Source organism: Hymenobacter defluvii, assembly GCF_017589435.1.
GTDB classification, from domain to species: Bacteria; Bacteroidota; Bacteroidia; order Cytophagales; family Hymenobacteraceae; genus Hymenobacter; species Hymenobacter profundi.
In genome coordinates this window covers 19,292-45,349 of the sequence record NZ_JAGETX010000014.1, presented here as the reverse complement: position 1 = coordinate 45,349, position 26,058 = coordinate 19,292, and the positions used below count along the sequence as shown (strand labels likewise).

Sequence of the window (26,058 nt, the reverse complement as noted above, 5' to 3'; positions counted from 1 at the left end):
GCATATCATGAAAACATCCCGCCCGCAACGTCTGCTATTTTGGTTTGCCCGCCCGTTCTACGGGCCGGAGCAGGGCTATTGGCGGCCGGTGCTGGTGTGCTTTCTGGCCGCGTCAACTATCTGGGTACTTAACGCGCTCAACAAGACTTATACCACGCGCATTTCCTACCCCGTGGAGTGGGTGTATGATGCGGCCCGCTACGTGCCGGTGCAGGACCTGCCCCCAGAAGTAACCGTGAACGTGACGGGTAGGGGATGGAAGCTGCTGCGTAAGAATATTATGCCCGATGTGCGGCCCGCCGAAATGCGCCTGACGCGCTTACCTGGTCAGCGCTACGTGCTGTCCTCGGCCCTGCGGCCGGCCTTGCAAAACGCTATGGATGGCTTGCAACTTAACTATTTGCTCAGCGATACGCTCTGGATTGAGTTTGATAAACTAGTACGGCGGCGCGTACCACTTACCCTCAGCCGTGCTGCCGATGGCTCGGCACTGCCCTACGCAGCGCAATTTGAGCCAGCTACCATTCTGTTTGAAGGACCCGCTAGCGTCGTAAATGCGCTGGCCAGTCCCTACCCTGTGCATCTGCCGCAGGCACCAGCAGGCAGCAGCTCCGGCAGCATCAGTGTGCCGATTGGTGGCCCTGCCATGGTAAGCACCAACGTGCGCGACGTACGCGTGCGCCTACGCCCCCGAGCCGTAGTAACCGTACCGGTGTGGACTACCCCCGAGCTACGCGATTTCCCGGCGCAGCGGCGGTTTCGGCTACAGCCGGCTACGGTGCAGGTGCAGCTTCAAAGCTTCCCGGAAGACACTGCCGCCTTGGACCTGCAACGCCTGCGCGTAGCCTTATATTTTGGGCAATTGGTAGGACCTGACTCTGTGCTGACACCTATGCTGATTGAAACGCCAGAACAGGCGCGCGGTGCCCGCATTGTCACGTCGCAGGTGAAAGTATCGATGGTACGCGAATGAAGAAAATAGGTATTACTGGCGGCATTGGGTCCGGTAAAAGCGTGGTATGCCGCTTGTTTCAGGTGTTGGGCGTGCCTGTATACGATTCGGATGCACGTGCCAAATGGGTGATGTCCCACGATGAAGCTTTGCGAGCGGAGCTACAAACGGCTTTCGGAGCGGCTACCTTCGATGCGCATGGCCAACTCGACCGGCCCTACCTGGCCCGGCTGGCTTTTCATGATCCTGCTCAACTCGCCCGCCTCAACGCCCTGGTGCATCCCCATGTGGGCCACGACTTCGCGGAGTGGGCAGCCAACCAAGCTCAGGCCGGCCACGCCTACGTGCTTAAAGAAGCGGCGCTGCTGTATGAGTCGGGGGCCTACCGGCAGCTCGACCATATTATCACAGTATTCGCCCCGCAGCCCATCCGCGAAGCCCGTGTGCTGCGCCGCGACCCGCACCGCACCGCGCAGGATGTGCAGGCAATCATTGGCAAGCAGCTCAGCGAGGAAGAAAAGCTCCAACGCGCTGATTTTGTGGTGTATAATGATGACCAACAGCTGCTTATTCCGCAGGTGCTGCGGTTGAATGGTGCGTTTGTGAATTTGTGAATAGCAAAGATGCGTGTCATCCTGGGCCTGCGAAGGACCTTCTGCTAGTTGAACGACTGACGTAACAACGACTCGTTCTGGCATGATAAGGTCCTTCGCAGGCCCAGGATGACACGCATCTTTGCTATTCACAAATTCACCTAATAATGGGGCACCGCTCGAAGGGACGGGTTTCGTCGAAAAGGAGACGATAGGTGACGTGCGTTTTCACGATGCGGGCGCCAATGGAGCGGCATACGGCCATCATACGGGGGTTGAAGTCCCCAATCCAGTTCATTTCCAGGCTGGTATAGCCGGCATTCTGATACACGGATTGTGCCTGGTAAATCATAGCCGACTCAGCTCCTTTGCCCTGGTGCTCCGGAATTACCCCAAAAATCACCCCGAATGCCTTTTTAGGCTGGCGGCGCTGGTACTGATACTTCTCCCACAGAAAACGCAGCTTGCCCAGCGTATCCAGCTTGCGACCCACGTGCTTGAAAATCTGATTCAGCTCGGGTAGGGAGATGAAGAAGCCTACAGCTTCGTCGCGGTAGTAAATAAACCACAGTAAGCGCTCATCCAGCACGGGTTTCATCTCGCGCACAATGTTGCGCGCCTGCTCCAGCGACATATCACTGACGCCGGAATGCCGCGCCCAGGCCAGAGAGTACACATGGTGAAAATCACGGGCCAGCTTCTCCGAGTCGCTGGCGTCGGCGTAGGCGAAGCGGTAGTCAGGCTCTTCGCGGGTGAAACGGTCGGTTACCTTGGCAAAGTTGGGGTGCAGCTTGATATCCGTCGGAATATCATAGGTGTACTGCTTGAAGTACACCTGAAACCCATATTGCTCGAAGAGTTTCTGGTAGTAGGGCGGGTGGTAGAACATCCCGTAATTGGGCTCCGTGAAGCCATCCACGAGCAGGCCCCAGAACCGGTCCCGTTCTCCAAAGTTGATGGGGCCGTCCATGGCCGCCATCCCGCGGGTTTCCAGCCACGTGCGGCAAGCATCGAAGAGCGTATTGGTGGCTTGCTGGTCGTCGATACACTCAAAGAAGCCCATGCCACCCACAGGCAAGTTGGGTATCTCTTGGGGTAGGGCGCTATTGGTGAAAGCCGCTACCCGGCCAATAACGGTACCGGCATCGTTAGTCAGAATCCAGCGTACGACTTCGCCTTTGCCCTCGCGTAGCAGGCGGTTTTTCTGCGGACTAAACACCGCTTCAATCTCATGATCGAGCGGCGAAATCCACTCCGGATACTGCTGATACAGACGGGTAGGCAAATCCAGAAACTGACGTACCTGCTGCGAGTTGTGTACTTCAAATAAAGGCATCGGCAAAAGAAACTAGCGGAAAGCGTGCGAACTATGCATGCTCTTAGACAACAAAGATCGGAACGAAAGGCTTACCGTGCCTTGCTACTGGGAGCCGCCGCCTCGCGGTCAAAGATGGACAAGATCTTTATGCCCTCGGCCTGGATAGAGTGGATTTCCCGACCTACGCTGTCGGCGTATGATTGAGGATGCCAGCGGTAGTTTGTTATGAAATAGCGGCCCTTTTGCGGCTCTCGATGAATTTTAAAACGTGCTTGTTCAGTGGGAGCAAGCAATAGACTATTAGCAATGATAGGTGTAAACACAGGTGCACTGACAGAGAGAGGAGTATTGTCAGGTTGATGGTTTATCAACCATTGTAAGCCCTGATAATAACTTAGGCCCCAGTAGTCACGCTCAAAGAGACGCTCGGCAGTTTGGGGGGACAGAAAGCTGAAGTAAATTTGCTGAAAGGGATGCATTTGTACCATGCGAATAGCCGTGTGCACTGTTTCGGCTAAGCTTAGCAGCAATACTCCAAGCGCCACATAACGAATGGACTTTGGTCGGTGGGCGACGTGCATCAGCCAGCGAATTCCCTGCACGGCCAACAGCACCAATGCCGGATAAATGAAATATAGATGTCGCCAGCCATCATAGAAGGTAGAGCGCAAGATAATTACCAACAACAGCGGCCCAAGAAACCAACCTATCAGCAGTAAATTGAGTTGGTTCGCGAAGCTCATACAGGTCAAACGCTCTTTTAATAAGTGGCTACTGTTAACAACTATTCCCACTAACGCGGCCAGTAGGTAGGGAACGGGCGTCGTGATAATTATCCAAACCGGTAAGTAATGCCAGGGTACATGACTATCGATAAGTTGGCCGAAATACAAGCTGTAGCCTCCCCAAGGGTAATGGCTGAGGTGCTGATAAGACCACCAAAAATTAGTTAAGGGGTTTTCCCAGAGAAAAGGCCAGCCGATAATAACGCCCACTGCGGTCAGGGCCACATAAAGAACGCTTAGCCATACCAGCCGATGAGAAGGGCGCGCCAGCCATTGCCACCCCAGCATGCCTATCGTAAACCCTATGATTAGCAAGCCTGGAACCCGCATATCAATTGCCAGAGCAGTTGTCAGGGCATGTAGCATAATCCGCCCTAGGGTAGGGCGGACCAGCAGCCAAACCAAGGTGTACATCGCCACCGTGAAACAGGCCATAAATACAATGTCTTTGCCATTGAAAAAAGCCTCGGCAAAAAAGCGGGGTGAGAGCACCAATAATCCCACTGCAAGCAGTGCCCAAAGCCAACTGCCAACACAATGTCGGGCTATTCCATACAGGGACCAGCAACTTGCCCAGAACAGAACAAAAATCAATAGATGTCGCAGATGGTAGTAGGCTGCTGAATCACCCCGCGCAAAAAGTACACCCAGCGCTGCCAATGGCAGTTCAAATGCCACACCGTGGTCATTATCAGAATAATTTGCGAGGGGCGGAATAGAGGCGTAGGCAGTATTCTGACGAATCAGCTGGGGCGCCAAGCGCTCGGCCACGTATTTTAGATTGACTGCCCCATTTGCCCGATCTACGGGCTCATCCCACGATACGCCGTAGTCGCGGTATACAGAAAGGCCTAGCATTAGTATAGCGCTGAAAAATAGCAGTACAATTACCGTTTTCCAACGAGTAATAGCAGACCAACGTGCGGCAGTCAACAAGGGCATAGCGTGCGAACTGTGTGAGCAGCTGAGAAAAATGTGCTGTGTGGTATAGGAATAGGCGGATCAACGTCCTCTCCAGCTTATCTAATTGATGCGTTTGAATTAGTGCCGAAATACTGAGAAGATTCTCAAACCATCGGCGTAGATAGTATACACTTCCTGACCAGGATCGACAGGATAGTGTTGGGCCTTTCCGCCATAATAATGGTAGGCTGTTAAGAAGTATCGTGCTTTTTCCGATGGCGAAGCGTATGTATCGCTGGGTACAAAATGCAGCCGAGCCCGCTGTTTGATAGGCAGTAATAAACTGTTGTTTTCTAAGTAACCGCCTTTTCCACAGAACGTTATTATTTGAGCGCTGTCATGCGCCAGCACCCATTCTAGGCCTTCTCGGTAGGATAAGCCCCAATAATCTAGCTCAAACAATTGCTCAGCCTTTTGGGGTGATAAGAAACTGAAATATACGTTCTCGTACGGGTGCGCCTTGGCCATGCGCCAGAGCGTATAGCCCGTTTCAGCACCCGTACCCAGTAAAAGCAGCGAAGCAGATGCTCGCCAAATAATAGGGAAGTCTTTGGCTGCCTGATAAAGCAAGCGTAGCCCGCGTACTGTTACTAAGAGAAAGGCGGGATAAATAAAATATAGGTGTCGCCACCCGTTATAGACGATAGGGCGAAACACGATAACAATGCCGATTGGGAGTAGCAGCCAGGTTAGGGCCAGCAGGTCAATGCCACGCGGGAGAGTCAGCCATTTCGCGCGTAGCAGAGCCGCAAAAGCCCCGATAAGACCTAGGAAGGCGGCGAGACTGTAGGCTACTGGAGTCGTCACAAACAGCCAAACCGGAATATAATGCCAGGGCAGTTGCTCTATAGGTACCTGAAATACATGCCCCAAATACAGTACCGGACCGTTCCAAGGATAATGACTGATTTTATCCGACGCCTGCCACAACTCTGCCAATGAGAGCGACCACAAATAAGGCCAGCCGGCCACAATTAATACAAGGCTGGCGCTAACATACAGCGCTACCATCTTGAAAGGACTCTGTTGCGCTGTCGGTTGAGATGCAAGTAGCAGAAGTGGCAGCGAGAAGAGAAAAATCAGCAAGCCCTGTGCACGCACATCAATAGCAAGTGCCGTTGCCAACGCATGTAGTAAGATCCGGGCAGTGGTAGGCCGTTGCCATGCATAAGCCAAGGTCGCCATGCTCATAGTAAAGCAGGCCATAAATACGATATCCTTGGAGTTATAGAAGGCCTCAGCAAAAAAACGAGGCGAAACTACAAGCAGCATAGCAGCAAGTAAACCCCAACGCCAATCAGCTAGATACCATCGCGCCAGCGTGTAAAGCGCATATACGCCCAATACAAACACGAAAAAGCTGCACAAATGCCGCATGAAGTAAAAGGCCCGCGAATCATTATGCGTAAAAACAAAGCTGAGTACCGCCAGGGGCAATTCAAACGCCACGCCGTGGTCACTGTCTTTGAACTGCCTAATATCTGGAATCAGGGCGGCGGTGGGTTGCTGCTGCACTTTCTCTGGAAAGAATAGCTGCGCCACATATTTGATCTGCACTAGTCCGTTCAAGTGGTTATTAGGCTCGTCGGCGGATACGCCGTAGTCGCGGTGTAGCCATAGCCCAAGTAGCAGAAGCAACCCAAAAAAGCCGCTTACGCTAAGTATTTGATAATAGCGTTGTTGCACACGAACCGACACTGCACTTGAGAAAACAGACAATGGAACAAGCTAAGATAACAAGGGCTGCAGCCGCTTTGTACCCTCTAAGGGATAGGAATCAGCAGCAAAGGAAAGGAAGTATGCCCCATTTTTGCTAAACTGTAAAGAAAGCCTACTGCGCCGAAAACAAAAAAAGGACAGTCAGAAATGACTGTCCTTTTTGGTGGGAGATACTGGGTTCGAACCAGTGACCCTCTGCTTGTAAGGCAGATGCTCTGAACCAGCTGAGCTAATCTCCCTCGTGGCGTTGTGCCGTTTGGTGCTGCAAATATGGCGGGTCGTTTTCGATTACACAACATATTTACCGAACTTCGGGTAAGTTTTTTTTAGGTTTTGAGTTAGAAAAAGACTCAAACGATTCATTGTCAGAAAATTTGTGGTGCCGATTCACCTGAAAAATTTTTTCATTTTTTTGTTCGCAGGCTGTTTCTTAGTGCTGGGAAGCGGCGCAGCAGCATTATGGTGGGGGCAGGAGCGCATCATTGGCTTATTTGTGCAACAGGCTAACCAGTATCTGCGCACACCTGTGCGGGTAGGGAAGATTGAACTGTCGTTGTTCGATCAGTTTCCGCGTGTGGCCATCACCATGCACCGCGTGGTGGTAACCGGCTCCCTACCCCACGATACCACTGCCCTGGCCCGTGCCCGACGGCTGTATTTCGCCTTCGATGCCTGGGACCTACTGGCCCGGCGCTACCGTGTGCGGGCCGTCACGCTCACCGACGGACAGGTAGCTGTGCGCCTCGACGCGCAGGGGCGACCGAACTATGATGTACTGCAGATGGACACAGCTGCCTCGGCAACAGACGAGCCATTTGCCTTCGATCTGGAAGGTATTCAGTTGGGGCGCATTGGCGTGACGTATGTGGATGCCAGCCGCCAGCAGCAGTTTGCGGGGCACACGCGCCAGATGCGCGCTACCCTAAGCGTGAAAGGAGAGGAGGTGACCGTACGGGCCGAGGGAGAAACGCACGTGCAAGCCCTACGAGTAGTGGACGATGCGTATTTTCAGGAGAAGGACCTGATGCTGACGACCCATCTGCGCATCAACCGCCAGACCCAGCAAATTGCTGTGCTACCCTCTGAAATTCGGATTGGGCCGGCTACCTATGGTGTAGCGGGTACCATTGGCTACTACCCGGCTACTAAGTTGGGTTTGCGGTTAGAAGGTAGACAGACGGATGTGCAGTCGTTGCTGGCACTGCTGCCGCCCCGCCTCAACCACCGGCTGGCCGGCTACCGTAGCCGCGGCGAGGTATACTTCCGCGGAACAGTGCGCGGTGAGTTTTCTACGAAAGTCAACCCCCGGCTTGATTTCCAGTTTGGCTGCCGCGATGCTGCTTTCTACCACCCGCAGTACCAGCAGGAGGCAGAGCACGTGTTTCTGACTGGCACTTTCACCAACGGCGCCGCTCACTCGGTGCGTACGGCCGTGCTGGATTTGCGCAACGTACGTGGTCAACTAGGTGGGCGGCCGTTTAGCGGCAGCCTGCGCTATACTGATTTTCAAGAGCCCAGCGTGCAGCTGCAATTATTGGCCGACCTCGATATGGCGCGGGCCACGCGGTTTTTTCCGGTGGCCGCCGTGCGGGGGGCCACGGGTACGGCGCAGCTTTCGTTGCAGGTGGCCGGGCCTGTGGCGCAGCTGCGCGCCGGGCGCGCAACAAATGCCCGCGGCGAGCTAACGTTGCACGATGTGGCCGTGCAGCTACGGGCCTACTCGCAGCCCCTGCGCCGCCTAAATGGGCGTCTGGAACTACGCGGCAACAACGTAACTATGCAGTCCCTGACCGGCTACCTGGGCCGCTCTGATTTCCGGGTGAACGGGACGCTGAAAAATACCGTGAGCTGGCTGCTTACACCGCGTCAGACGCTTCTAATTCAGGCGCAGGTAAATTCCGGTCTGTGGGATTTTGATGAGTTGTTGCGCCTACCCACTGCGGTGTCTACCTCCAAGCGAGGTGGCCGCGCTGGCGGCGAATATGCCCTGGAATTGCCCGCTACCCTGGCGCTGGATGTGCAAACCAACGTGCGCCACCTGCGCTTCCGCCGACTGCGTGGGCGCGAGCTACATGGCACTGTGCGGCTGCGCAATCAAATTGTGTCTTCGCCGGCGCTGTCGGTGCGGGCGGCGGGTGGGCGGGCCAGCATCCGTGGTACCGTAGATGTGCGCCGGCCCAATCTTGTGAAGGTAAGCACCACCGCCACCTGCACGCAAGTGCCGCTAGACAGCTTGTTCTATGTATTTGAGGACTTTGGACAACACTTTATCACGGCGCGGCACCTGCGCGGGCAGCTCACCGCCCAAATCGACTCCGACGTGTACCTCGACGGCGCCCTCTACCCCCTCACCGACCGGCTAGAAGCCGAGGTGAAAGCCACCGTGCGCAACGGCGAGCTGAATAATTTCGCCCCGCTGCAAAAACTCTCGATGGTGGCCAACCGGGAGCAGCTGCGCCACCTGCGCTTCGCCGAGCTTAAAAACAGCCTCTACGTGCAGAGCCGTACGGTGTATATTCCGGAGATGGATATACGATCTAATGTGCGCACGGCTTCCCTTATTCAGGTGACGGGGACGCACACTTTCGATCAGCAGATGGACTACCACCTCAGCATCCCGCTGCTGCCGGGGCTGTTGCGTCGCCCCGATGCGGCCGGGGGCACGCCCACCGGACCTCGCTTACTGCTGGCTGTGCGCGGCAATGAGCAGGATTTCACGGTGCGCTACGACCGCGCCCGCGCGCAGTTGGTAACCGGGGCGCGGCCCGAGGCAGCCAGCCCTGCGGCCGCACCGCGGCCCACTACTACCCGGCCGGGCATACTGGGCCGCATCTTGCAGCCTACCACTCGCCCTAACACGGGCGAAGCCGATACCCGTCCCGCTACGGTCCCCCGGAAATCAACTCCTAAACCCGTTGCGCAGCCGCAGCCCGGCGAATATTTTGAGTTTTAATCTGTTTGCATCTGTCATCTTGAGTGCAGGAAAGGACCTGCTCACGGTAGAACGATTTGTGGGCACGTCCATCGTTCTACCGTGAGCAGGTCCTTCCCTGCACTCAAGATGACAGAGCCCGCATAACTCGCACCTAAATATTCCCGTTTGAGGATAGCAAGGATTTTTCCTGCTGTTTCTCTTCTCCCTGTCCTCACATGAGCAATTCTCAACTTCTGCAAAACTATTCTGAGCCGGAAAAAGTGGCCTACCTGGGTGCTATTGCCAGCTTGTCTTCTGCTGACCGCGAAGCATCTGCTGCCGAGCAAAATTTCTTGCACCAGCTTACCAAAGCCGCTGGCTTAAGCGATGCAGGCACCCAGCAGGTGCTGGCGGCGGCTAAAGACTCTACCAACCAAAGTGTGCAGCAAAACCTGGACGCCCTGCGCGGCAGCGACTTACGCTTCTCTCTCATAACCGACCTCATCAGCTTTGCCCGTGCTGACGGGTCGTATACCAACGATGAGGAGATTATGATCAACAAAATAGCAGCCTACTTGCAGGTAAACGCCGGCCAGCAGCAAGTGCTGGAGCAAGTGGTAGACCAGGCCGAACAAGTGCCGCACGATGCCAACGACCCAACCAAGCAGAGCTTCCTGGGTGGGCTCTCCGATAAGCTTTCTAGCGTGGGAATCCCAAAAGGTGCCTTGCTGTCGGGCTTGCTGGGTGTGGTGGCGCCTATGATTCTGTCTAAAGTGATGAATCGCAATACGGGCGCCGCTACCAACTCCTCGGATACGGTAGGCGGCCTGATGAATAGCAATACGTCAGGCAGTGGCTTCGGCGACATCCTGGGCGGCCTGATGGGTGGCTCGCTGCTGGGCAACGTGCTGGGCGGCTCTATGAGCGACGTAACCAACCCCTATAATACCAGCTCTCTACCCCGCCAAGGCTCACACGCTGGCAACGGCGGCTTGGGCTCCCTGATTTCCATCTTGGGTGGCTTGGGGCAGCAGCCCAATTCTGCTCCCCGTAGCGCCGGCGGTGGCGGCTTGGGTAGCCTAATGGGCGGTAGCATGGGTAATGTGCTGGGCGGCCTGCTAAACGGCAACCGATAATTCACTCTATAACAAGCTGATGGCTGCCGGCCGTTAGCTGTTGGTTTTTTCGTTGTGACGAAAGCCAACAGCTAACGGCCAGCAGCCAGTAGCTTGTTACAAGGTTATGAACTAGCTACCGACGAGCCATCGGGATTGGGCTGTAGGCTGCGGGGTAGGGCTTTGGAGCCACTGCCTGAGGCGGTAGTCGTGAGGCGGGTAGTGTCCACAAAGGCGCTGTCGTTGCGCTCCACTATCTCTACCAGCTTGAAATTGATTTCTTCCATCACGTTCAGATACTCGTCGTAGCTGTCAGTAGCCACGTAGTATTGAATGCGGATATCCTTGGAGTTGGATGTCAGCGAGGTAAATTTCACCTGCGCATCGGGCTGAATGAGTGGGTGCGTGTTGATGGCCTCAAACGCTTGGTTGACTATGCTGTGCAACTGGTCGTTGGAGGTGCCCTGTTGCAACGACATCATAAAGAACACCCGGCGGGCCGTACGTAGCGAGAGGTTGTCCAACGGCTTGTCAATCATAGACTTATTAGGCACCGTTACGTAGCTTTTTTCCACGGTGCGCAGGCGTGTGCTGCGGAAGCCAATCTGCTCGATGGTACCCGTGATATCGCCCACGCTCACCAAATCGCCTACGATAAAGGGGCGGTCGAGGAAGATGGTGAACGAAGCCAGAAGGTTTTCCAGGCTCTCTTTGGCAGCAAAGGCCACGGCCAAACCACCAATACCCAAACCACCAATCAGAGCCGTTACGTCTACCCCAAACGTTTTGCCTAGGATAATGAGGAAGGCCACTGCGCCTACCAGAAACTTAAGCAGGTCGCGGGCAAAGGGCACCAATTGGTTGGCAACGCGCGGCGAGGCCTCGGCCCGACGCAGAAAGACCAGCACAAAAAAGTCAATGAAACGGGTGATAATCCAGGCAATGCTGGTGATGATGCAGATCTGGTACAGCCGGAAAATAGCCACTTCGTACCACGGGTCGGAGCGGGCCAGCTCGGCGCTACGCACCGGAATATCCAACACCTGAAAAGCCAAGTAGATGCTGATGAAGAAGATAACCAGCGATACAGGCTGAATCAGTAAGGCATGAAATTGGTCTTCCGTAACGCCCTCCGACTTGCCCCGCACAAAGCGATACAAGAGCTTGGTAAGGAGCCTGGACATCAGATTCTTAAACAGCAAGCCAAACAGCAGAATTCCCAGGGCAATCAAGTACGTCCGGACGTCGTTGCCCAGAAAGCGGTAATGCAAAATTTCAGTAAGGGTCATAGGCAAAAAAACTTGCGGGAGTGGGTGCGATGAAACAACCGTATCGTATAGGAACACACAACCTGCTATTGGGTTACGCAAAACAGAAGAAATGGCTACTTCGGTACTGCCCGCCCAGCCAATAGCGGGGTCTATATGCCGGTAGCCAACAGTTGTGCCAGCGAAATAAAAAAGGCTGTTCTGGTTCGTGCGCTTCGTTGACGTACAAATTTCCGACACCTACTACTTTCTGAGGAACTTTGCAAGGGGGAAATAGCGTATTACGCATATTCCGGGCAATGACCTTGTGATGAACCGCCCGATCCACGTTCTACTCCATACTATGAAACCTTTGCTCTCGCGCGTCGAATCCAAGAAAGTAGATAAGGCCGCTGCGATGCTGAAAGTGCTGGCTCACCCCAAGCGCCTCGCCATCGTTGACTTGCTGGGCAAAGAGGACAAGATGACCGTAACGGAAATCTACCGCTCGCTCGATCTGCCTCAGGCTATTGCCTCTCAGCACCTTATCACCCTGAAAGACCGGGGCATCCTGTCGTCTTTCAAAGTAGGAACCAAAATCTACTACTCGCTCTCCATCCCCAAACTGCTGGACGTAATCGATTCGCTGGAAGACTGCTGCGACGCGATTTAACCTCTCTGCACAGAAGGACAAGAAAAAAGACTGCTCATGGGCAGTCTTTTCGTGTTTTGAAGGAGATAGTAAGTTGAAAAGACGTCTGTCATCCTGAGCGCAGCGAAGGACCTTCTCACGTGAGAACGACAGTCAGGACAACGGCTCGTTCCCGCGTGAGAAGGTCCTTCGCTGCGCTCAGGATGACAGACGCCTTTTCAACTTACTATTTTACTAATTACTATTTTACTAACTCACCAACTTGCTACCCTACGCCGTAGTCGGCTGGTTTTCCAGGTCGAAAAGCTCCGTGAGGGCGTCTACCAGTTGGTCGGCGTTATCGCGCTTGCAGGCGGCTTTCAGTTGCAACACGTGCTGCTTCAGCACTTTGTTCATCAGAGAGCGGGTCACGTCTTCGAGGCGCTTGGCCTCCTCGGGGCTGGTTTTTTTGAGATGGCGCTCCAGTTCTTCCTGCCGTAGGGTTTCGAGGGCGCCTTTGATTTTCTGGATGATGGGCGATACCATCATTTCCTTGGCCCAGTCGCCTAGGCCAGCAATGCTCTCGGCAATAATGGCGCGCACCTGCGGCACGGCTGCCAAGCGCCGTTCCAGCGCTGCCGACGTCTTGCTGTGAATGGCATCGATGTTATACACCAGCACACCGGGTACCGTTTCTACCTCCGCCTCAATGCTGCGCGGCACCGAGAGGTCGATGAAGAACTTGTAGCTCAGCACATCTAAGTGGGCTACTAGCTCGCGGGTGAAAAACGGCGTGTCGCGGGCAATAGAAGAAATGACCACGTCGGCCTCGCGCAGACTCTGGGTCAGGTTTTCAAAATCAACAACCTTCACGCCGCACTCGGCGGCTAGCTGCTCGGCTTTGTGACGGGTACGGTTGCAGATGGTCACGTCCGAGAATTGACGGCTGTCGCCGAGGTGGCGGCACACGTCGGCGCCAATCTCGCCCAGCCCTACCACCAGCACGCGTGGGTTAGCTACATCAGCAGTCAGTTCCTCTACCAGTTCCAGAGCAGCGTAGGAGGTAGAAGCTGCACCATCGCGGAAGGCAGTTTCCTGCTGCACGCGCTTGTTGGTGAAGAAGATAGTGTGCAACAATCGGTGCAAAAACGGGCCAGCGGCATCGGCATCGGCCGAGTACTGGTAAGCCATTTTCACTTGGTTACTGATCTGCAAGTCGCCTACCACCTGGGCATCGAGGCCCATGCTCACCTCAAACAAGTGCTGCACGGCGTCTTCGTAGGTGTCCAGAATATCGAAGTAGGGGTAGTAGGCAGCAGCATCGGGAAGCTGCTTGAGCTGCGTCAGGGCCTCGATAATAGCCGGGCTCTGGTCGCGGTCGGCGGCGTAGTAGACTTCGGTACGGTTGCAGGTGCTCAACACCAGCAGGTCCTGCAAGTGCAGGTCGTGGTGGAGCATGTGCAAGAAGCGGCGGCAAGCGGCCTCGTCCAGGGCAATAAGCTCGCGGATTTCCAGCGGCGCTTTTTTATAGGAGAGGCTGACAGCTTTGAACGGGTGGAGCATAGCAGGTACTGACGCGGAGCGTAGGGCGCAAAATTACGGCGCAATTCGATAGATTGAAAACAGCAGGCAGCCAGTAGAGGTTCGGGCGTAAGCAAGTTCTCTGAAAGAAGGGGGTATAGTCCCGCAAAACGGCCTTTTTGGAGAATATTCAACTCTACTAGAGGTACATATTTATTTTATTCTAAACAGCTTACCTGTGCCAAAACGGCTTTATTTGGGCTTTTTGAGGTGCGCACAACTCATAGCACTTCTTTTCTATGGGCTCCGGTGGATGATTTTTGTCAGGTTTTGGTTGGATAACACCGCAGGGGTAGGCCGGCGCAACCCACGGCAACCCACGTCGAGTTCCTACCTTCGTTGTCTCACCTACCCGGAGCTAGGCTCCATCGCCTTTCCTTGATTCCGATCTACGACCAAAAATCCCGCGGCAAGCTGGTAGTACTGGCCAGCGCACTACTGATTGCGGTGGCTACCGTGCTGTATACCAACATTCTGGTGAGTCGCTTGGCTGAGCGCGAGCAGCAGCAGATTGACCTCTATGCTAAGGCGTTGCGCTTCATCATCAACATGGAGGTAGAGGACGCCAACACCACGTTCGTGTTCGACGAAATCATTCAGCTCAACAAAACCATCCCGTTGTTGCTGGTGAACAACGACGGCGACGTGGTGGACTACAAGTTTGTGGACGTGCCCAAGGGTCTGAATGACGAGCAGCGCCAGGTATTCCTGAGAAAGCAGGTGCTGGAGATGAAGGAAAAGCACCCGCCCATCGTAATTGAGCTGGGAGCAGGCTTGCGCAACTATCTGTATTACAAAAATTCCGCTCTGCTCGATCGTTTGCAAACCTACCCTTTGGTACAGTTGGCGGTAGTGAGTTGTCTGGCCGTTATTGCCTACTTCTCGTTCAGCTCGTCGCGGCGGGCCGAGCAAAACCGGGTATGGGTAGGCTTAGCCAAGGAAACGGCTCACCAGCTGGGTACGCCCCTAAGCAGCCTGGTAGGCTGGCAGGCCTACCTGCGTGAGTCGGAACGTTTTAAGGACGAGCCGATTGTGGAGGAGCTCGGCAAGGATATCCGGCGGCTGGAAATTATTACGGAGCGTTTCAGCAACATCGGCTCGGTGCCGGTGCTCAAGGACGAGAACATTCTGATGGTGACGCAAAACGCCATTGCCTACCTCCAGAGCCGGGTGTCACGTAAGGTCACGTTCACCATTACTACCTCCCTACCCACCGATATACCTGCCCAGGTAAACGTACCATTGTTTGATTGGGTGGTAGAAAACATCTGCAAAAACGCCGTGGATGCTATGGATGGCCGGGGCAGCATCCACATTCACCTGCGCCGGCCGGTGCGCAGTAAAAACCAGATTGCCATCGATATCACGGACACGGGCAAGGGCATTCCCAAGCACAAGATGGCCTCGGTGTTCCTACCCGGCTATACCACCAAAAAACGCGGTTGGGGCCTGGGTCTGGCGCTGGCCAAGCGCATCATCGAGAACTATCACAAAGGTAAGCTCTTCGTGAAGTGGTCGGAGGTAGGGAAAGGTACTACCTTCCGCATTGTGCTGAATGGGTAGTAGATAGTGAAGTTGTGAGTGGTGAATAATAAAAGTGTGTCATCCTGAGCGCAGCGAAGGACCTTCTCACACACGAACTATTATTATGGTGGTCGTTCATGCGTGAGAAGGTCCTTCGCTGCGCTCAGGATGACATCTGTTTTCACTCAATCATTCTGCCGTTCCGTCACTCCGTCACTTGCGTTAGCTACTGCCTCTTTCACCTTTCGCTTTTCCTTGCGATTGGTGATTTCGACGTAGCTGCGGCCCGTGACGGACTTGCCGTAGTGCGTGCCCGATACGCGACACATGCCTTCCCAATAATTCATCTTTACGCCGGGTAGGAGCTTGATACTCAACTCCTGATCTTGCATTACGGGCTCTACTACCAAGTCGTAGCCCTGGCTGGGAATGCGCACGCGCCACTTGCTGGGGTAGGTTTTGTGGGAGTGCGGGCTAGTCCACTCGGCCAGGGTTTCCAACTCAAAATCAGTCTCGTTGAGGTGGGTGTTCTGCGCGGTGGCCGAGTAGTGCGAGCCACCGCCTACCGATTCGCCAGTGGCACGGTTGAATAATTGATAGAGCATCAAATCCTCATTGGGCTCATCCAGCTGAATGCTGAACCAGTCCCAGCCGGCGTCCTTGGCCATCACGGAGTTGCAGTTCCATTGACGGTCGTACCACAGCTCGCCTTCTACCTCGTGCAGCTGGCCATTCACCTCCATGGTACCAGTGGCCGTCAGGCGCGGGTAGCTATAGTAGCCGGCCGTGGCCTTGCCGCCGTAGTTCTCGTAGCCGGTGCCACTGTGCAGCAGCACAGGCTTAGCGGGGGTAGTGGTGAGGTTGATAGCAGTACCGGCGTGCCGGGCCATACGGGCCTGCAAGTGGTAGCGGCCCTCCTGGCCCGTGAGCTGCCACTGCTGGGCCTTCTTCTGCATGGTCAGGCCGATGGGTAGGGTAGGGGCCAGCAGCTTAGGCAGGCGGCGCACCTTATAATCGTAGCGAAACTGCTGGGCCTTGGGGTCCGTCACGGCAAAGTTGACCATCTGCCAGTCCTGCTTACCATTCATGTTGAAGTGAAAGAATACGTACTCCGTGCCAAACTCCTCGCCGGTAGTTTTGTCGCGCAGGTGGCCGGTGAAATACCACCATTCCAAGGAGTTGCGCTCGTGTGGCGCTTCTTCCTGGGGCAGTTGAGCGGTTTTAGTGAAAACGTCGTAACGGTTGGTCGGCTTCACGGCGCAGCCAGACAGTGTGCCGAGTAATAGGAGGGTAGCGAGCAGCAGGTTCTTCATCCCCGCATAAAGGATTTTTCGGGGGAAAAGGTTTGGTGAAACTGCACTTTACTACCGCCGAAACGGCCGCTTCACCCGCTGCCACAAGCCGCGGGGCGTGTACCAAGGATAGGAGGAAATGCAGACGACTACCGCGCCGCCCAACATACCTTTATTAGGCTCCAACAACACTTGCAGCGGCTGGTTAGATGCAGATAGCGCAACCTGCTGCGGTTCATACCCAATAAACGAGACGGTAAGTTTCTGCTGCATTGCGACAGCCGCAGGCGGCACAGCCAGTTCAAACCTGCCATTTGCGTCACACGATACGCCAAGTTGTGTACCCGTCAAGAAAACGGTAACGCCCGGTAGTGGCCCCTCGCCGTCCGTTACGGTGCCCCGCACCACCACTGGCGGTTGGGCTACCATTCCCAAGGTGATAGGTAGGAAGCTGGGCTTTGGCTCCTGTTGCTCTACCGACACTTGCGCCCGCACGGCCGGCGCGGCCGCTTCGCGCAGCCCCCACACTGCCACGGCTGCCGCCAGCCATGCCCGCCACCGCGAAACCGCAGTAGCTGCTACCGTGGGCCGCAACGGCCGCCCAAGCTGTCCGGCCCGGAACCGACCACAGGTAGGTTGCCCGGTGCGTTGGCTGAGGTAGGCCAGCAGCTCGGCATCCGTAAACTGCGTGAAATCGACGACCACGGTCTGGCAGGCAGCGCAGTGGCGGCCTTGGGCGGTAGATGTCATGTGCTGCCAATTTTCGTGGCAAGGGGTAGGGATGGTGATAGTAGGCGTGGGCATAGGGTATAAGATGTAGTATACAGCGGGCTTTGGTTCCCAGAGTTTCAGCCCTGGGAATTATAAGATGCCGCCCGCCGCTGAATTCCACACGCGCTGTCAAAAATTCTTTTTGCCTTGAGGATCAATCTGGTCTAGGCTGCCGCGCCGCGTCCGCCGCATTTATTCAGTATCTTTTGCCCTCCAAAACCGATTCTACCGCATTGCCTACTCCGCTACCTCCAACGCGCACTGCCGGCCTGTTCCGGCGCAAAAGTATTGCCCAACTTCAGTCAAACCCGCCTGCCGATGCCCACGCTGGGGTAGGCGGCGAGCAGGAAGGCCACTTAGAGCGCCACCTCTCCGTGCGCGACCTCACGGCCCTGGGTATTGCCGCCGTTATTGGCGCTGGTATCTTCAGTACCATCGGCAACGCCTCGCACGACGGCGGCCCGGCCGTGTCGCTGCTGTTCGTGTTCACCGCCATTGCCTGCGCGTTTTCGGCGCTGTGCTACGCGCAGTTTGCGGCTACCATTCCGGTGTCGGGCTCGGCATACACCTACGCCTACGCCTCGTTTGGGGAGCTGGCCGCCTGGATTATTGGCTGGGCCTTGATCATGGAATACGCCGTGGGTAACATTGTAGTAGCCATTTCGTGGTCTGATTACTTTACGGGTTTGCTGGATGGTGTAGGCCTGCATATTCCTGATTATCTGACCTTAGGAACTCAAAGCGCCTACGCTGGATACCACGCCGTGCTAGACCTGATGCTAGCCGGCCGGCCGCTCACCGAGGCCACTGCGGCCCAGCAGGAAGCCTACCGTATCTGGAGCACCGCGCCTACCCTATTCGGCGACTTCAAGCTAGTCTGCGACCTGCCCGCCTTCATCATCACGGTGCTCGTGACAGCGTTGGTGTACATCGGCATCAAGGAATCAAAAACGGCTTCTAACTTATTGGTATTGTTGAAGCTGGCCGTGGTAGGGGTAGTAATTGTGGTAGGCGCGTTTTATGTAAAAACCGCCAACTGGACGCCCTTCGCGCCCAACGGCATCGGCGGCGTACTGAAAGGTGTGTCGGCCGTGTTCTTCGCCTACATCGGCTTCGACGCCATCAGCACTACTGCCGAGGAGTGCAAGAACCCCCAGCGCGACCTGCCCCGCGCCATGATCTACGCCCTGGTAATTTGCACTATTCTCTACGTGGTGATTACGCTGGTGCTCACTGGTATGGTGAGCTACACCGAATTGGGGGTAGGCGACCCGCTGTCCTTCGTGTTCAAGCAGGTAGGCGTCGATTGGTTGGCGGGCGTGGTGGCCGTGTCGGCGGTGTTTGCCATGACCTCCGTGCTGCTGGTGTTCCAGATCGGGCAGCCGCGTATCTGGCTGACCATGAGCCGCGACGGGCTGCTGCCGCCGGTGTTTGCGCGGGTGCACCCCAAGTTTCACACGCCCTCGTTCAGCACCATCGTCACGGGTTTGTTTGTGGGCGTACCGGCCCTGCTGCTCAACATGGATTTGGTGATTGACCTCACCAGCATCGGCACCCTGTTCGCGTTTGCGCTGGTGTGCGGCGGCATCCTCATCATCGACCCGCACGGCCAATCCGATGCCCGTTTCAAGGTGCCCTACCTCAGCGGCCGCTACGCCGTGGGCCTGATCTTGCTGGCCGCCGCCGTGGGCCTGTGGCAGTACAACCAAGAGGCTATCAACGAGTTTTGGGGTGCCGTAACCAGCGGCGAGTACGAGCAGTTTCGCCACCAGATTCCCATGGTTGTGTTCCTACTGTTCTGCGTGGGGCTGACGGTGGTTTCCTTCACTAAACGCCTGTCGCTGCTGCCGGTGCTGGGGCTGCTCACCAACTTGTATTTGATGACCCAGCTCGGCATCAGCAACTGGATGCTGTTCTTTGGCTGGCTGATTATCGGGTTGGCTATCTACTTCGGCTACAGCAACAAGCACAGTAAACTGAACACGCGGGTAAGGTAGCCCGGCGCCTCTATCGTGCTGTCCGCTGATTTTTCCCTGGCTAAACGGCTCCACGCCTCCCGCGAGGAGTTGCTCGACCTGAGCCTGCACAACCCACTGCTCAACTTCCGGGTGGCCAAAGCACGAGGCGTGCAGGTAGTACACGAACAGTCGGCGGCAGTGTACGATGTGTTGGTACGCCAGGGCAAGGCTATGTACTTTCTGGCCAATTCTACTCCATTCCATAGGCAAGAAGATACAGCGGCAGATGCGGCAACTACTGCCGCATTTGATGCTGAAAGGGAACCGCTGGTTACCATATCTACAACAGCGCTTTCCGATAACAAGCTCCAAACTGCCGAGCCGCTGGCAAAGCTGGAAGCGCGCTTGCTCAACACCTATTACACAGCCCGCACCAGCCTGGAAGAGCAGGGCGTGAATATCCTGTACCTGGCCCTGGGTAGCCTCACGTGGTACGAATCGGCTGGCAGCGAGGAGGCGCGCCGGGCGCCGCTGGTGCTGGTGCCGGTGCTGCTGGAGCGCGGCACTGTGGCCGAGCGGTTTACGCTGCGCTATACCGGGGCTGAGGTGGAAGGCAACCTGTCGTTGCAAGCCAAGCTGAAAGCCACCTTCGGCCTGGGGCTGCCCCTACCCGAACCAGAGGGCGAAGGCGGTTTGAACGAATATTATACTGCTGTGCAGGAGGCTATAGCGTCCCTAAGTCGCTGGCAAGTAGATCCTAATGATATTGCGCTAGGTTTCTTCTCCTTTGGGAAGCTCATGCTCTACCGCGACTTAGACCCGGCCACTTGGCCGGCCAATGCCTCCCTACTCGACCACTCGGCCATTGAGGCGCTGCTCGGTTCAGAAGGCTTCCGCGACCCGGCGCCTACCCTCGATGAAGCCGCTTTTCTGGATTCCGAAAGTCCGGCCGCCGAGCTGCACCAGGTGCTCGATGCCGACTCCTCGCAGCTACTGGCGCTGCTGGCCGTGCATGAGGGCCGCAACCTTGTGATTCAGGGGCCGCCCGGCACGGGCAAGTCGCAGACCATTGCCAACCTGCTAGCCGAGGCCATTGGGGCAGGTAAGAAAGTGCTGTTTGTAGCCGAAAAGATGGCCGCGCTAGAAGTTGTAAAGCGCCGCCTGGATGGCCTGGGGCTAGGCGTGGCCTGCCTGGAGCTACACAGCCACAAAGCCAATAAAAAGACGCTGCACAACGAGCTGAAAGCGACGCTGGCGCTAGGCCGACCTACTACGGACGCCCATGTGGAAGACCAAATGGCGCAGTTGCCGCGCTACCGCCAACAGCTCAGCGACTACGCCCTGGCCGTGAACACGCCCATTGGCCGGAGTCGGCGCACCGCGCAGCAGGTAACCGGCGAGCTGCTGAGCCTGCAAGAGGAGCAGGGAAGTGCAGCGCTGCTCCGCCTACCCTTCACCCAACTCACCACCTGGACCGATGCCGACGCAGCCCACGCCGAAGCCCTAGCCACCCAACTACAGGCCACGCTGCAAAAAATCGGTTTACCTAAGAAGTTGCTCTTTTGGGGTAGCGCCCTAACGATGCTACTGCCCGCCGACCAAGCGGCGCTAACAGTTTACCTGCAAGCAGCGCACACCGCCGTAACCGTCCTGCAAGCCGCCGCCGAAGCGCTGGCGCACCACCTAGGCCTACCCATGCCCCCCGACCGCGCCGCCGCCGAAGCGCTGCTGCCCAGTGCCCGCCACGCGCAACTTGGCCTACCACTTGCCGAGGTCGCCGTGGCCGATCCTGCCTGGGGCAAGCAGTACAGCCGCTTGGCAGCCGCATTTCAGGCCGGCGAGAAGCAGCAACAACTGCATCAGCAATACGATGCCCAGCTACTCCCCGAAGCTTGGCAGCAAGAGCTGCTAGCCGAGCGGGCAGCCCTACTCCAATACGGAGACAAGTGGTGGAAATTTCTGAACAGTGACTACCGCCACGCCCGCAAGCGGCTGCAAAGCCTATGGCAAGCGCCCCTACCCACCGAGGCCGCCGACGTAGTAGCCGCGCTGGACGCCATTCGCGAAGCTGCTCGCCACGAGCAAACGCTGGCGGAAGCGGAGCCACTGCTTAAAACACTGTTTGGGTCGATGTGGCAGGGGCAGCATTCCGATTGGCGTACCCTGCGCAAGGTGCAGGAGTACTTGACCTTGACGCACCAGCGTATTACGCGCAAGGAGTTGCCGCCCGCGTTGCTAGCCTACCTGGCTTCCGGTTCGATGCCGGCGGAGTCGAACCAGGAAAGCCTTGGACAGCTTATGCAGGCAGTAGAAGCGGCCCTGGTTCAGCAGCGCACCGCCGTGCAAGCAGTGGTTGATGGCTTGCAGTTGGATGAAGTGCGCCGCTTCGGCCCCGCTGGGCGGCTGCAATTTCAGCCCTTTGACGATCAACTACGCACACTAGCCGCCTGGGCGGCCGATCTACCGGCTTTGCAGCTCACGGCGGAATGGAACAACGTAGCCGCCGCCGTGGAAGCCGAGCAACTACCTGAGCTGCTGCATGCAGCCGAAAACTGGCCTGAGGCGGGGCAGCTACTAGCAGCGGCAGTGCGCCAAACGTGGTTGGAATACCTGCAAAAAAGTGCCTACGAGCAACACCCCGCCCTACGGCAGTTCGAGCGGGCCGGGCACGAGGAGGTAGCCGCCCGCTTCCGCCAGGCCGACCGCGACTCGCTCTACCACCATCGGGTGCGGGCCGTGCGCCGACACTACGAGCAATTGCCCCATCAGCAAGCCGGGGGGCAGATGTTGGTGCTCAAAAACGAGTTTGCCAAAAAAGCCCGCCACCTACCCCTGCGCCAGCTAATGGAGCGGGCCGGGCAGGCTGTGCAGGCCATCAAACCGGTGTTTATGATGTCGCCGCTGTCAGTGGCTAGCTTTCTGCTGCCGGGCGCGGTGGAGTTTGATATAGTGGTGTTCGATGAGGCCAGCCAGGTGAAGCCGGTGGAGGCGCTGGGCGCCATTGCCCGCGGACGGCAACTGGTAGTAGTCGGCGACTCGAAGCAGCTGCCGCCTACCTCGTTCTTCGACTCGCTCACCAACGCTGGTGAAGAAACCGACGAGGATAATGTGACGGCTGATATTCAGAGTATTCTGGAGCTGTGCACGGCCCGCCAAATGCCCGAGCAGATGCTGCGCTGGCACTACCGCAGCCGGCACGAGTCGTTGATTCAGCCCTCTAATCAGTTGTTCTATGATAATAAGCTAGTGGTTTTTCCGAGTCCGGATGGGCGGGGGGAACTGGGCCTGGTGTACCATCGTCTACCCTTCACCTACTACGAGCGGGGTACCACGCGCACGAATCCGCGGGAAGCCGCGGCCGTGGCTGCCGCCGTGCTGCACCATGCTCGCACCACGCCCCAGCTCACGTTGGGCGTGGTGGCGTTCAGTGTGTCCCAGCGCCAAGCCATTCAGGATGCGCTGGAGGCGTTGCGCCGCCAGCACCCCGAAACCGAGGCGTTTTTCAACGGGCACCCGCACGAGCCGTTCTTTGTCAAGAACCTGGAAAACGTGCAAGGCGACGAGCGCGACGTTATCCTGATCAGCCTCGGCTACGGCCGCACCAAGGAAGGCTACCTCGCCATGAGTTTCGGTCCGCTGAATGGCGAGGGAGGCGAGCGACGCCTCAACGTGCTCATCACCCGCGCCAAGCAGCGCTGCGAAGTCTTTACCAACCTCACCTCCGACGACCTCGACCTCAGTCGCACGCAAGCGAAAGGCGTGGCGGCGCTCAAAACATTTCTTTCCTTTGCTCAGCACGGCCACCTTCACCACAACGAGGGAGCCGGACGTGTGCTGGAAGCACCTTTCGAAGAGGTGGTGCGTCGTGCCCTCACGAAGCGGGGCTACCAAGTGCGCCAGCAGGTAGGCAGCCAGGGTTTCTATCTCGACCTGGCTGTGGTAGACCCTACCCAGCCCGACCGCTACCTGTTGGGAATTCTGTGCGATGGAACCCTGTATCACGCCGCCCGCTCGGCCCGCGACCGGGACCGGCTACGCCAGCAAGTGCTGGAGGCAATGGGCTGGCGCCTGCACCGCATCTGGAGCACCGACTGGTTCCGCAATCCGCAACGAGCATTGGAGCGCGTAGTGGCTGCCATCGGGGAAGCCCGCCACCAGCCTACCCTTGATGAGCCCAACGAGCCGGAAGAGGTGCCACTGACCGAAGAAATCACAACGCCCGTCACTATTGAGCGCGAAGAGTTGGGTCCTTCCGTTCTGGCTATTCCGTACCAGATAGCGCAACTGCCCGCCGCCGTTGGGCACCGCGAGTTGCACCAGCACAGTCTAGGCCAACTGGCTAACTGGTTGGCGCAGGTGGTACGCATCGAAAGCCCGATTCACGTGGACGAGGCCACGCGGCGGCTGGCCCAGGCCAGCGGCGCCACGCAGGTAGGCGCCCGCATGCGCAAAGCGGGTAGGGCCGCTGCCACGCTGGCCGCCAACCTGCATCACCTGCGCCAGCAGGGCGACTTTCTGTGGGAAAACACCATGCAAACGCCACCTCTGCGCGACCGGAGCAACCTGCCCGCCATTTCCCGCAAGCTGTTGTTGGTTGCCCCAGAAGAGCTGGCCCATGCGGTATGCACCATCATCGCGCATAGCTTCGCCCTACCCCGCGAAGCCGTGTACCTATCTACGGTGCGCTTGCTCGGCTTCAATCGGTTATCGGATGAGATGCGCCAGCAGGTAGACGTGGCCGTGCAACACCTGCTGACCCAAGGCGAATTGGTGGAGGTAAATGGCGTGCTGAGGAAAAACTAGCACGAACTCTGCGAGCCTCTGCGCCTACCTCTGCGAGAAATCATCCGTGCACATGAACGCCCTACCTCCCGGCGAAACGCTTTTCGTCACCTTTCGCCTGGCTGGCTCCCTGCGCCACGCCATGGGCCGCCAGCTACACGCTGATTTGCAGACGAATATGGAGTTGTCCCGCGCCGGCGGCCTCACCGACGAACAGCAGCAGCTCGCTCACCAACGCGCCCAGAAGCGCTTCTTCGCGCAGTTCGATGCCGAGCTGGACCGTGCGGAGGTAGGCCCTACCTACCTGGAAAAGGAAAAACTAGCCGAAATAGTAGCCGGCGAGCTGCTGATGCTGGAGGAGCAAGGTTTTTGGGCGCTGGCTTTTGCGGTGCTGCCCAACCACGTGCACGCCGTGCTGCACCTACCGGCGGGCAGTGGTCTGTCGATATACAAGAGCCTACAGCTGCTACACCAGCGTACCGCGACCCAGTGCCGCCGCTACCTGCGCCATCAGCTTCCACCCGAGGCTGATTTCTGGCAAATCGGTTCTTATGAATATGCTGTGCAGGATGCTGATGAACTGACCCGCATCCTCGCCTATGTGCAGCACCACGCCCAGCGTTTGCGCCTCCCCCCGCGCTTCCACGACTGGCCGTATGTTTATGAGATGGTGAAGTGGTGAATACGATTGTCATCCTGAGCGGAGCGAAGGACCTTATCATGTGTGAACGAGTCGTTGTTATGCCAGCCGTTCTTGCGTGATAAGGTCCTTCACTCCGCTCAGGATGACAACCATATTCACAACTTCACCAATCACCTCGCCCGGTGGATAATCGCCACGCTCACCAGGATAATGACCATGCCCAGCACGTGCCACAGGTTGAACGATTCGCCATCTAGCACGCCCCAGCCCAACGCTACCACCGGTATCAGATAGGTATTCGAAGACGCAAAGAGCGCCGTGGATTGATGAATGAGCTTGTTGAACAGCACCATAGCCACGGCCGTGCTGAGGGTAGCAAGCAACGCAATGTAGCCAAAGGCCGTCCAGGCACCTGGCACTGTGGCTAGCTTATGCAGAAAATCGGTGCCTAATAGTAGAAATACCACGGCTGGTCCGCCGATGAACAGCAGCAGCAAACCCGTAACGGCCACTGGCGGAATGCCTTGCAAATGGTGCTTAATAACGTTGACGCTCACTCCATAACCAATAGTAGCCAGCACGATATAAAGCCCATACCACGCATTGCCTTCCCCGGCCGGGGTAGCCGCGCCGCCGCTACCGCCCAGCACCATCAGGACCACCGTGCCCGCCAGGCCCAGCCCGATGCCCAGCACCCGCAGCCCCGTGAGGCGCTGCCCGAAAAACAGCGCGCCTACTACCAGCGTGAAAACCGCCGTGAGGGCATTGAGCACGCCCGCCAGCCCTGAGGCCAGCCGCGTTTCGGCGTAGGCAAACAGGAAAGCGGGAATGAGCGTGCCTACTACCCCGCTCAGCAACAACCATTTGAAGCGCGACTTCTCTACCTTGCCCACATGCCGCAGCGCAAAGGGTAGGAGCAGGAGTGCCGCCACCGTCACGCGCGTAGCACCCAGCTCTAACGGCGAAAACACCGCTAAGCCCTTCTTCATCAAAATAAAGGAGGTGCCCCAAATAGCGGCCAGCACCAGCAAGAGCACCCACGCCGAAAGTGGAATAGGCGGCTCCGGCGATTGGGTAGCAGGTGGGGCCGGGGCGGCTATGGTGGCGGGTGGGGTAGGGGAGGGCATATACAGACAGGGAAAGAGTGTCATCCTAAGCGCAACGCAGTGGAGCGAAGGACCTTATGACAGTAGAATAAGCAGGCAGTAGATACTATCTGCTGCAAGTCGTTCAACGTGATAAGGTCCTTCGCTCCACTGCGTTGCGCTCA

17 protein-coding genes and 1 tRNA gene are annotated in these 26,058 nt (G+C 57.0%); 9 read left to right on the top strand and 9 right to left on the bottom strand.

Annotated elements, in window-relative coordinates; all coding sequences use genetic code 11:
- The first annotated feature begins 7 nt into the window (after window positions 1-7).
- Window positions 8-973 (top strand): hypothetical protein, encoded by a 966-nt coding sequence (locus tag J4D97_RS18145; RefSeq protein ID WP_208308811.1) that lies wholly within the window; start codon window positions 8-10, stop codon window positions 971-973.
- Entirely contained in the window at window positions 970-1,566 is a 597-nt protein-coding gene (gene coaE / locus J4D97_RS18140) for a dephospho-CoA kinase (protein ID WP_208308810.1), read from the top strand. Before J4D97_RS18145 ends, coaE begins: the two co-directional genes overlap by 4 nt.
- A 136-nt stretch (window positions 1,567-1,702) precedes the next feature.
- On the opposite strand, the gene J4D97_RS18135 is transcribed toward coaE, so the two are convergent.
- The 4 genes from J4D97_RS18135 to J4D97_RS18120 form a co-directional block, all read right to left on the bottom strand.
- Window positions 1,703-2,881, bottom strand: coding sequence for a hypothetical protein (locus J4D97_RS18135; RefSeq protein WP_208308809.1), 1,179 nt, complete (start codon window positions 2,879-2,881; stop codon window positions 1,703-1,705).
- A 71-nt stretch (window positions 2,882-2,952) separates the two neighbouring features.
- Complete coding sequence (locus tag J4D97_RS18130; RefSeq protein ID WP_208308808.1) at window positions 2,953-4,590, bottom strand: hypothetical protein; 1,638 nt, start codon at window positions 4,588-4,590, stop codon at window positions 2,953-2,955.
- Between the two features lie 99 nt (window positions 4,591-4,689).
- Entirely contained in the window at window positions 4,690-6,330 is a 1,641-nt protein-coding gene (locus J4D97_RS18125; RefSeq protein WP_208308807.1) for a hypothetical protein, read from the bottom strand.
- A gap of 161 nt (window positions 6,331-6,491) precedes the next feature.
- A tRNA-Val gene (locus tag J4D97_RS18120) sits at window positions 6,492-6,569 on the bottom strand.
- Window positions 6,570-6,742: 173 nt separating this feature from the next.
- Here J4D97_RS18120 and J4D97_RS18115 point away from each other — a divergent pair.
- Both J4D97_RS18115 and J4D97_RS18110 read left to right on the top strand, forming a co-directional pair.
- Entirely contained in the window at window positions 6,743-9,283 is a 2,541-nt protein-coding gene (locus tag J4D97_RS18115) for an AsmA-like C-terminal region-containing protein (protein ID WP_208308806.1), read from the top strand.
- Window positions 9,284-9,480: 197 nt separating this feature from the next.
- On the top strand, window positions 9,481-10,380 hold the full coding sequence (locus J4D97_RS18110; RefSeq protein WP_208308805.1) for a TerB family tellurite resistance protein: 900 nt from the start codon (window positions 9,481-9,483) through the stop codon (window positions 10,378-10,380).
- 104 nt (window positions 10,381-10,484) lie between these two features.
- On the opposite strand, the gene J4D97_RS18105 is transcribed toward J4D97_RS18110, so the two are convergent.
- Entirely contained in the window at window positions 10,485-11,648 is a 1,164-nt protein-coding gene (locus tag J4D97_RS18105; protein WP_208308804.1) for a mechanosensitive ion channel family protein, read from the bottom strand.
- 322 nt (window positions 11,649-11,970) lie between these two features.
- Here J4D97_RS18105 and J4D97_RS18100 point away from each other — a divergent pair, with 322 nt between their 5' ends.
- On the top strand, window positions 11,971-12,279 hold the full coding sequence (locus tag J4D97_RS18100; RefSeq protein ID WP_185281918.1) for an ArsR/SmtB family transcription factor: 309 nt from the start codon (window positions 11,971-11,973) through the stop codon (window positions 12,277-12,279).
- Between the two features lie 249 nt (window positions 12,280-12,528).
- Here J4D97_RS18100 and hemA read toward each other — a convergent pair whose 3' ends face one another.
- Window positions 12,529-13,800, bottom strand: coding sequence for a glutamyl-tRNA reductase (gene hemA / locus J4D97_RS18095; RefSeq protein WP_208308803.1), 1,272 nt, complete (start codon window positions 13,798-13,800; stop codon window positions 12,529-12,531).
- A 396-nt stretch (window positions 13,801-14,196) separates the two neighbouring features.
- On the opposite strand from hemA, the gene J4D97_RS18090 reads away from it, so the two are divergent.
- On the top strand, window positions 14,197-15,381 hold the full coding sequence (locus tag J4D97_RS18090; protein WP_208308802.1) for an ATP-binding protein: 1,185 nt from the start codon (window positions 14,197-14,199) through the stop codon (window positions 15,379-15,381).
- A gap of 146 nt (window positions 15,382-15,527) precedes the next feature.
- On the opposite strand, the gene J4D97_RS18085 is transcribed toward J4D97_RS18090, so the two are convergent.
- Window positions 15,528-16,655: a lipocalin family protein gene (locus J4D97_RS18085; protein ID WP_208308801.1), complete on the bottom strand. Its 1,128-nt coding sequence runs from the start codon at window positions 16,653-16,655 to the stop codon at window positions 15,528-15,530.
- 51 nt (window positions 16,656-16,706) lie between these two features.
- Entirely contained in the window at window positions 16,707-17,438 is a 732-nt protein-coding gene (locus tag J4D97_RS18080) for a carboxypeptidase-like regulatory domain-containing protein (RefSeq protein ID WP_208308800.1), read from the bottom strand.
- A 254-nt stretch (window positions 17,439-17,692) separates the two neighbouring features.
- Here J4D97_RS18080 and J4D97_RS18075 point away from each other — a divergent pair, with 254 nt between their 5' ends.
- Genes J4D97_RS18075 through J4D97_RS18065 form a run of 3 tightly spaced genes read left to right on the top strand, consistent with a single transcriptional unit; the run spans window position 17,693 to window position 24,827 of the window.
- Entirely contained in the window at window positions 17,693-19,402 is a 1,710-nt protein-coding gene (locus tag J4D97_RS18075) for an amino acid permease (protein WP_208308836.1), read from the top strand.
- A gap of 15 nt (window positions 19,403-19,417) precedes the next feature.
- Complete coding sequence (locus J4D97_RS18070; RefSeq protein ID WP_208308799.1) at window positions 19,418-24,166, top strand: DUF3320 domain-containing protein; 4,749 nt, start codon at window positions 19,418-19,420, stop codon at window positions 24,164-24,166.
- A 52-nt stretch (window positions 24,167-24,218) separates the two neighbouring features.
- On the top strand, window positions 24,219-24,827 hold the full coding sequence (locus tag J4D97_RS18065; RefSeq protein ID WP_208308798.1) for a transposase: 609 nt from the start codon (window positions 24,219-24,221) through the stop codon (window positions 24,825-24,827).
- A 131-nt stretch (window positions 24,828-24,958) separates the two neighbouring features.
- On the opposite strand, the gene J4D97_RS18060 is transcribed toward J4D97_RS18065, so the two are convergent.
- Window positions 24,959-25,915 (bottom strand): DMT family transporter, encoded by a 957-nt coding sequence (locus J4D97_RS18060; RefSeq protein ID WP_208308797.1) that lies wholly within the window; start codon window positions 25,913-25,915, stop codon window positions 24,959-24,961.
- Window positions 25,916-26,058 lie beyond the last annotated feature (143 nt).

Excerpts from the sequence above, each read along its gene's own strand:
- J4D97_RS18110 (WP_208308805.1), top strand. The coding sequence starts at position 9,481 with ATGAGCAATTCTCAACTTCTGCAAAACTATTCTGAGCCGGAAAAAGTG.
- J4D97_RS18145 (WP_208308811.1), top strand. The coding sequence starts at position 8 with ATGAAAACATCCCGCCCGCAACGTCTGCTATTTTGGTTTGCCCGCCCG.
- J4D97_RS18080 (WP_208308800.1), bottom strand. The coding sequence starts at position 17,438 with ATGCCCACGCCTACTATCACCATCCCTACCCCTTGCCACGAAAATTGG.
- coaE (WP_208308810.1), top strand. The coding sequence starts at position 970 with ATGAAGAAAATAGGTATTACTGGCGGCATTGGGTCCGGTAAAAGCGTG.
- J4D97_RS18135 (WP_208308809.1), bottom strand. The coding sequence starts at position 2,881 with ATGCCTTTATTTGAAGTACACAACTCGCAGCAGGTACGTCAGTTTCTG.
- J4D97_RS18100 (WP_185281918.1), top strand. The coding sequence starts at position 11,971 with ATGAAACCTTTGCTCTCGCGCGTCGAATCCAAGAAAGTAGATAAGGCC.
- J4D97_RS18065 (WP_208308798.1), top strand. The coding sequence starts at position 24,219 with ATGAACGCCCTACCTCCCGGCGAAACGCTTTTCGTCACCTTTCGCCTG.
- J4D97_RS18105 (WP_208308804.1), bottom strand. The coding sequence starts at position 11,648 with ATGACCCTTACTGAAATTTTGCATTACCGCTTTCTGGGCAACGACGTC.
- hemA (WP_208308803.1), bottom strand. The coding sequence starts at position 13,800 with ATGCTCCACCCGTTCAAAGCTGTCAGCCTCTCCTATAAAAAAGCGCCG.
- J4D97_RS18130 (WP_208308808.1), bottom strand. The coding sequence starts at position 4,590 with ATGCCCTTGTTGACTGCCGCACGTTGGTCTGCTATTACTCGTTGGAAA.
- J4D97_RS18085 (WP_208308801.1), bottom strand. The coding sequence starts at position 16,655 with ATGAAGAACCTGCTGCTCGCTACCCTCCTATTACTCGGCACACTGTCT.
- J4D97_RS18060 (WP_208308797.1), bottom strand. The coding sequence starts at position 25,915 with ATGCCCTCCCCTACCCCACCCGCCACCATAGCCGCCCCGGCCCCACCT.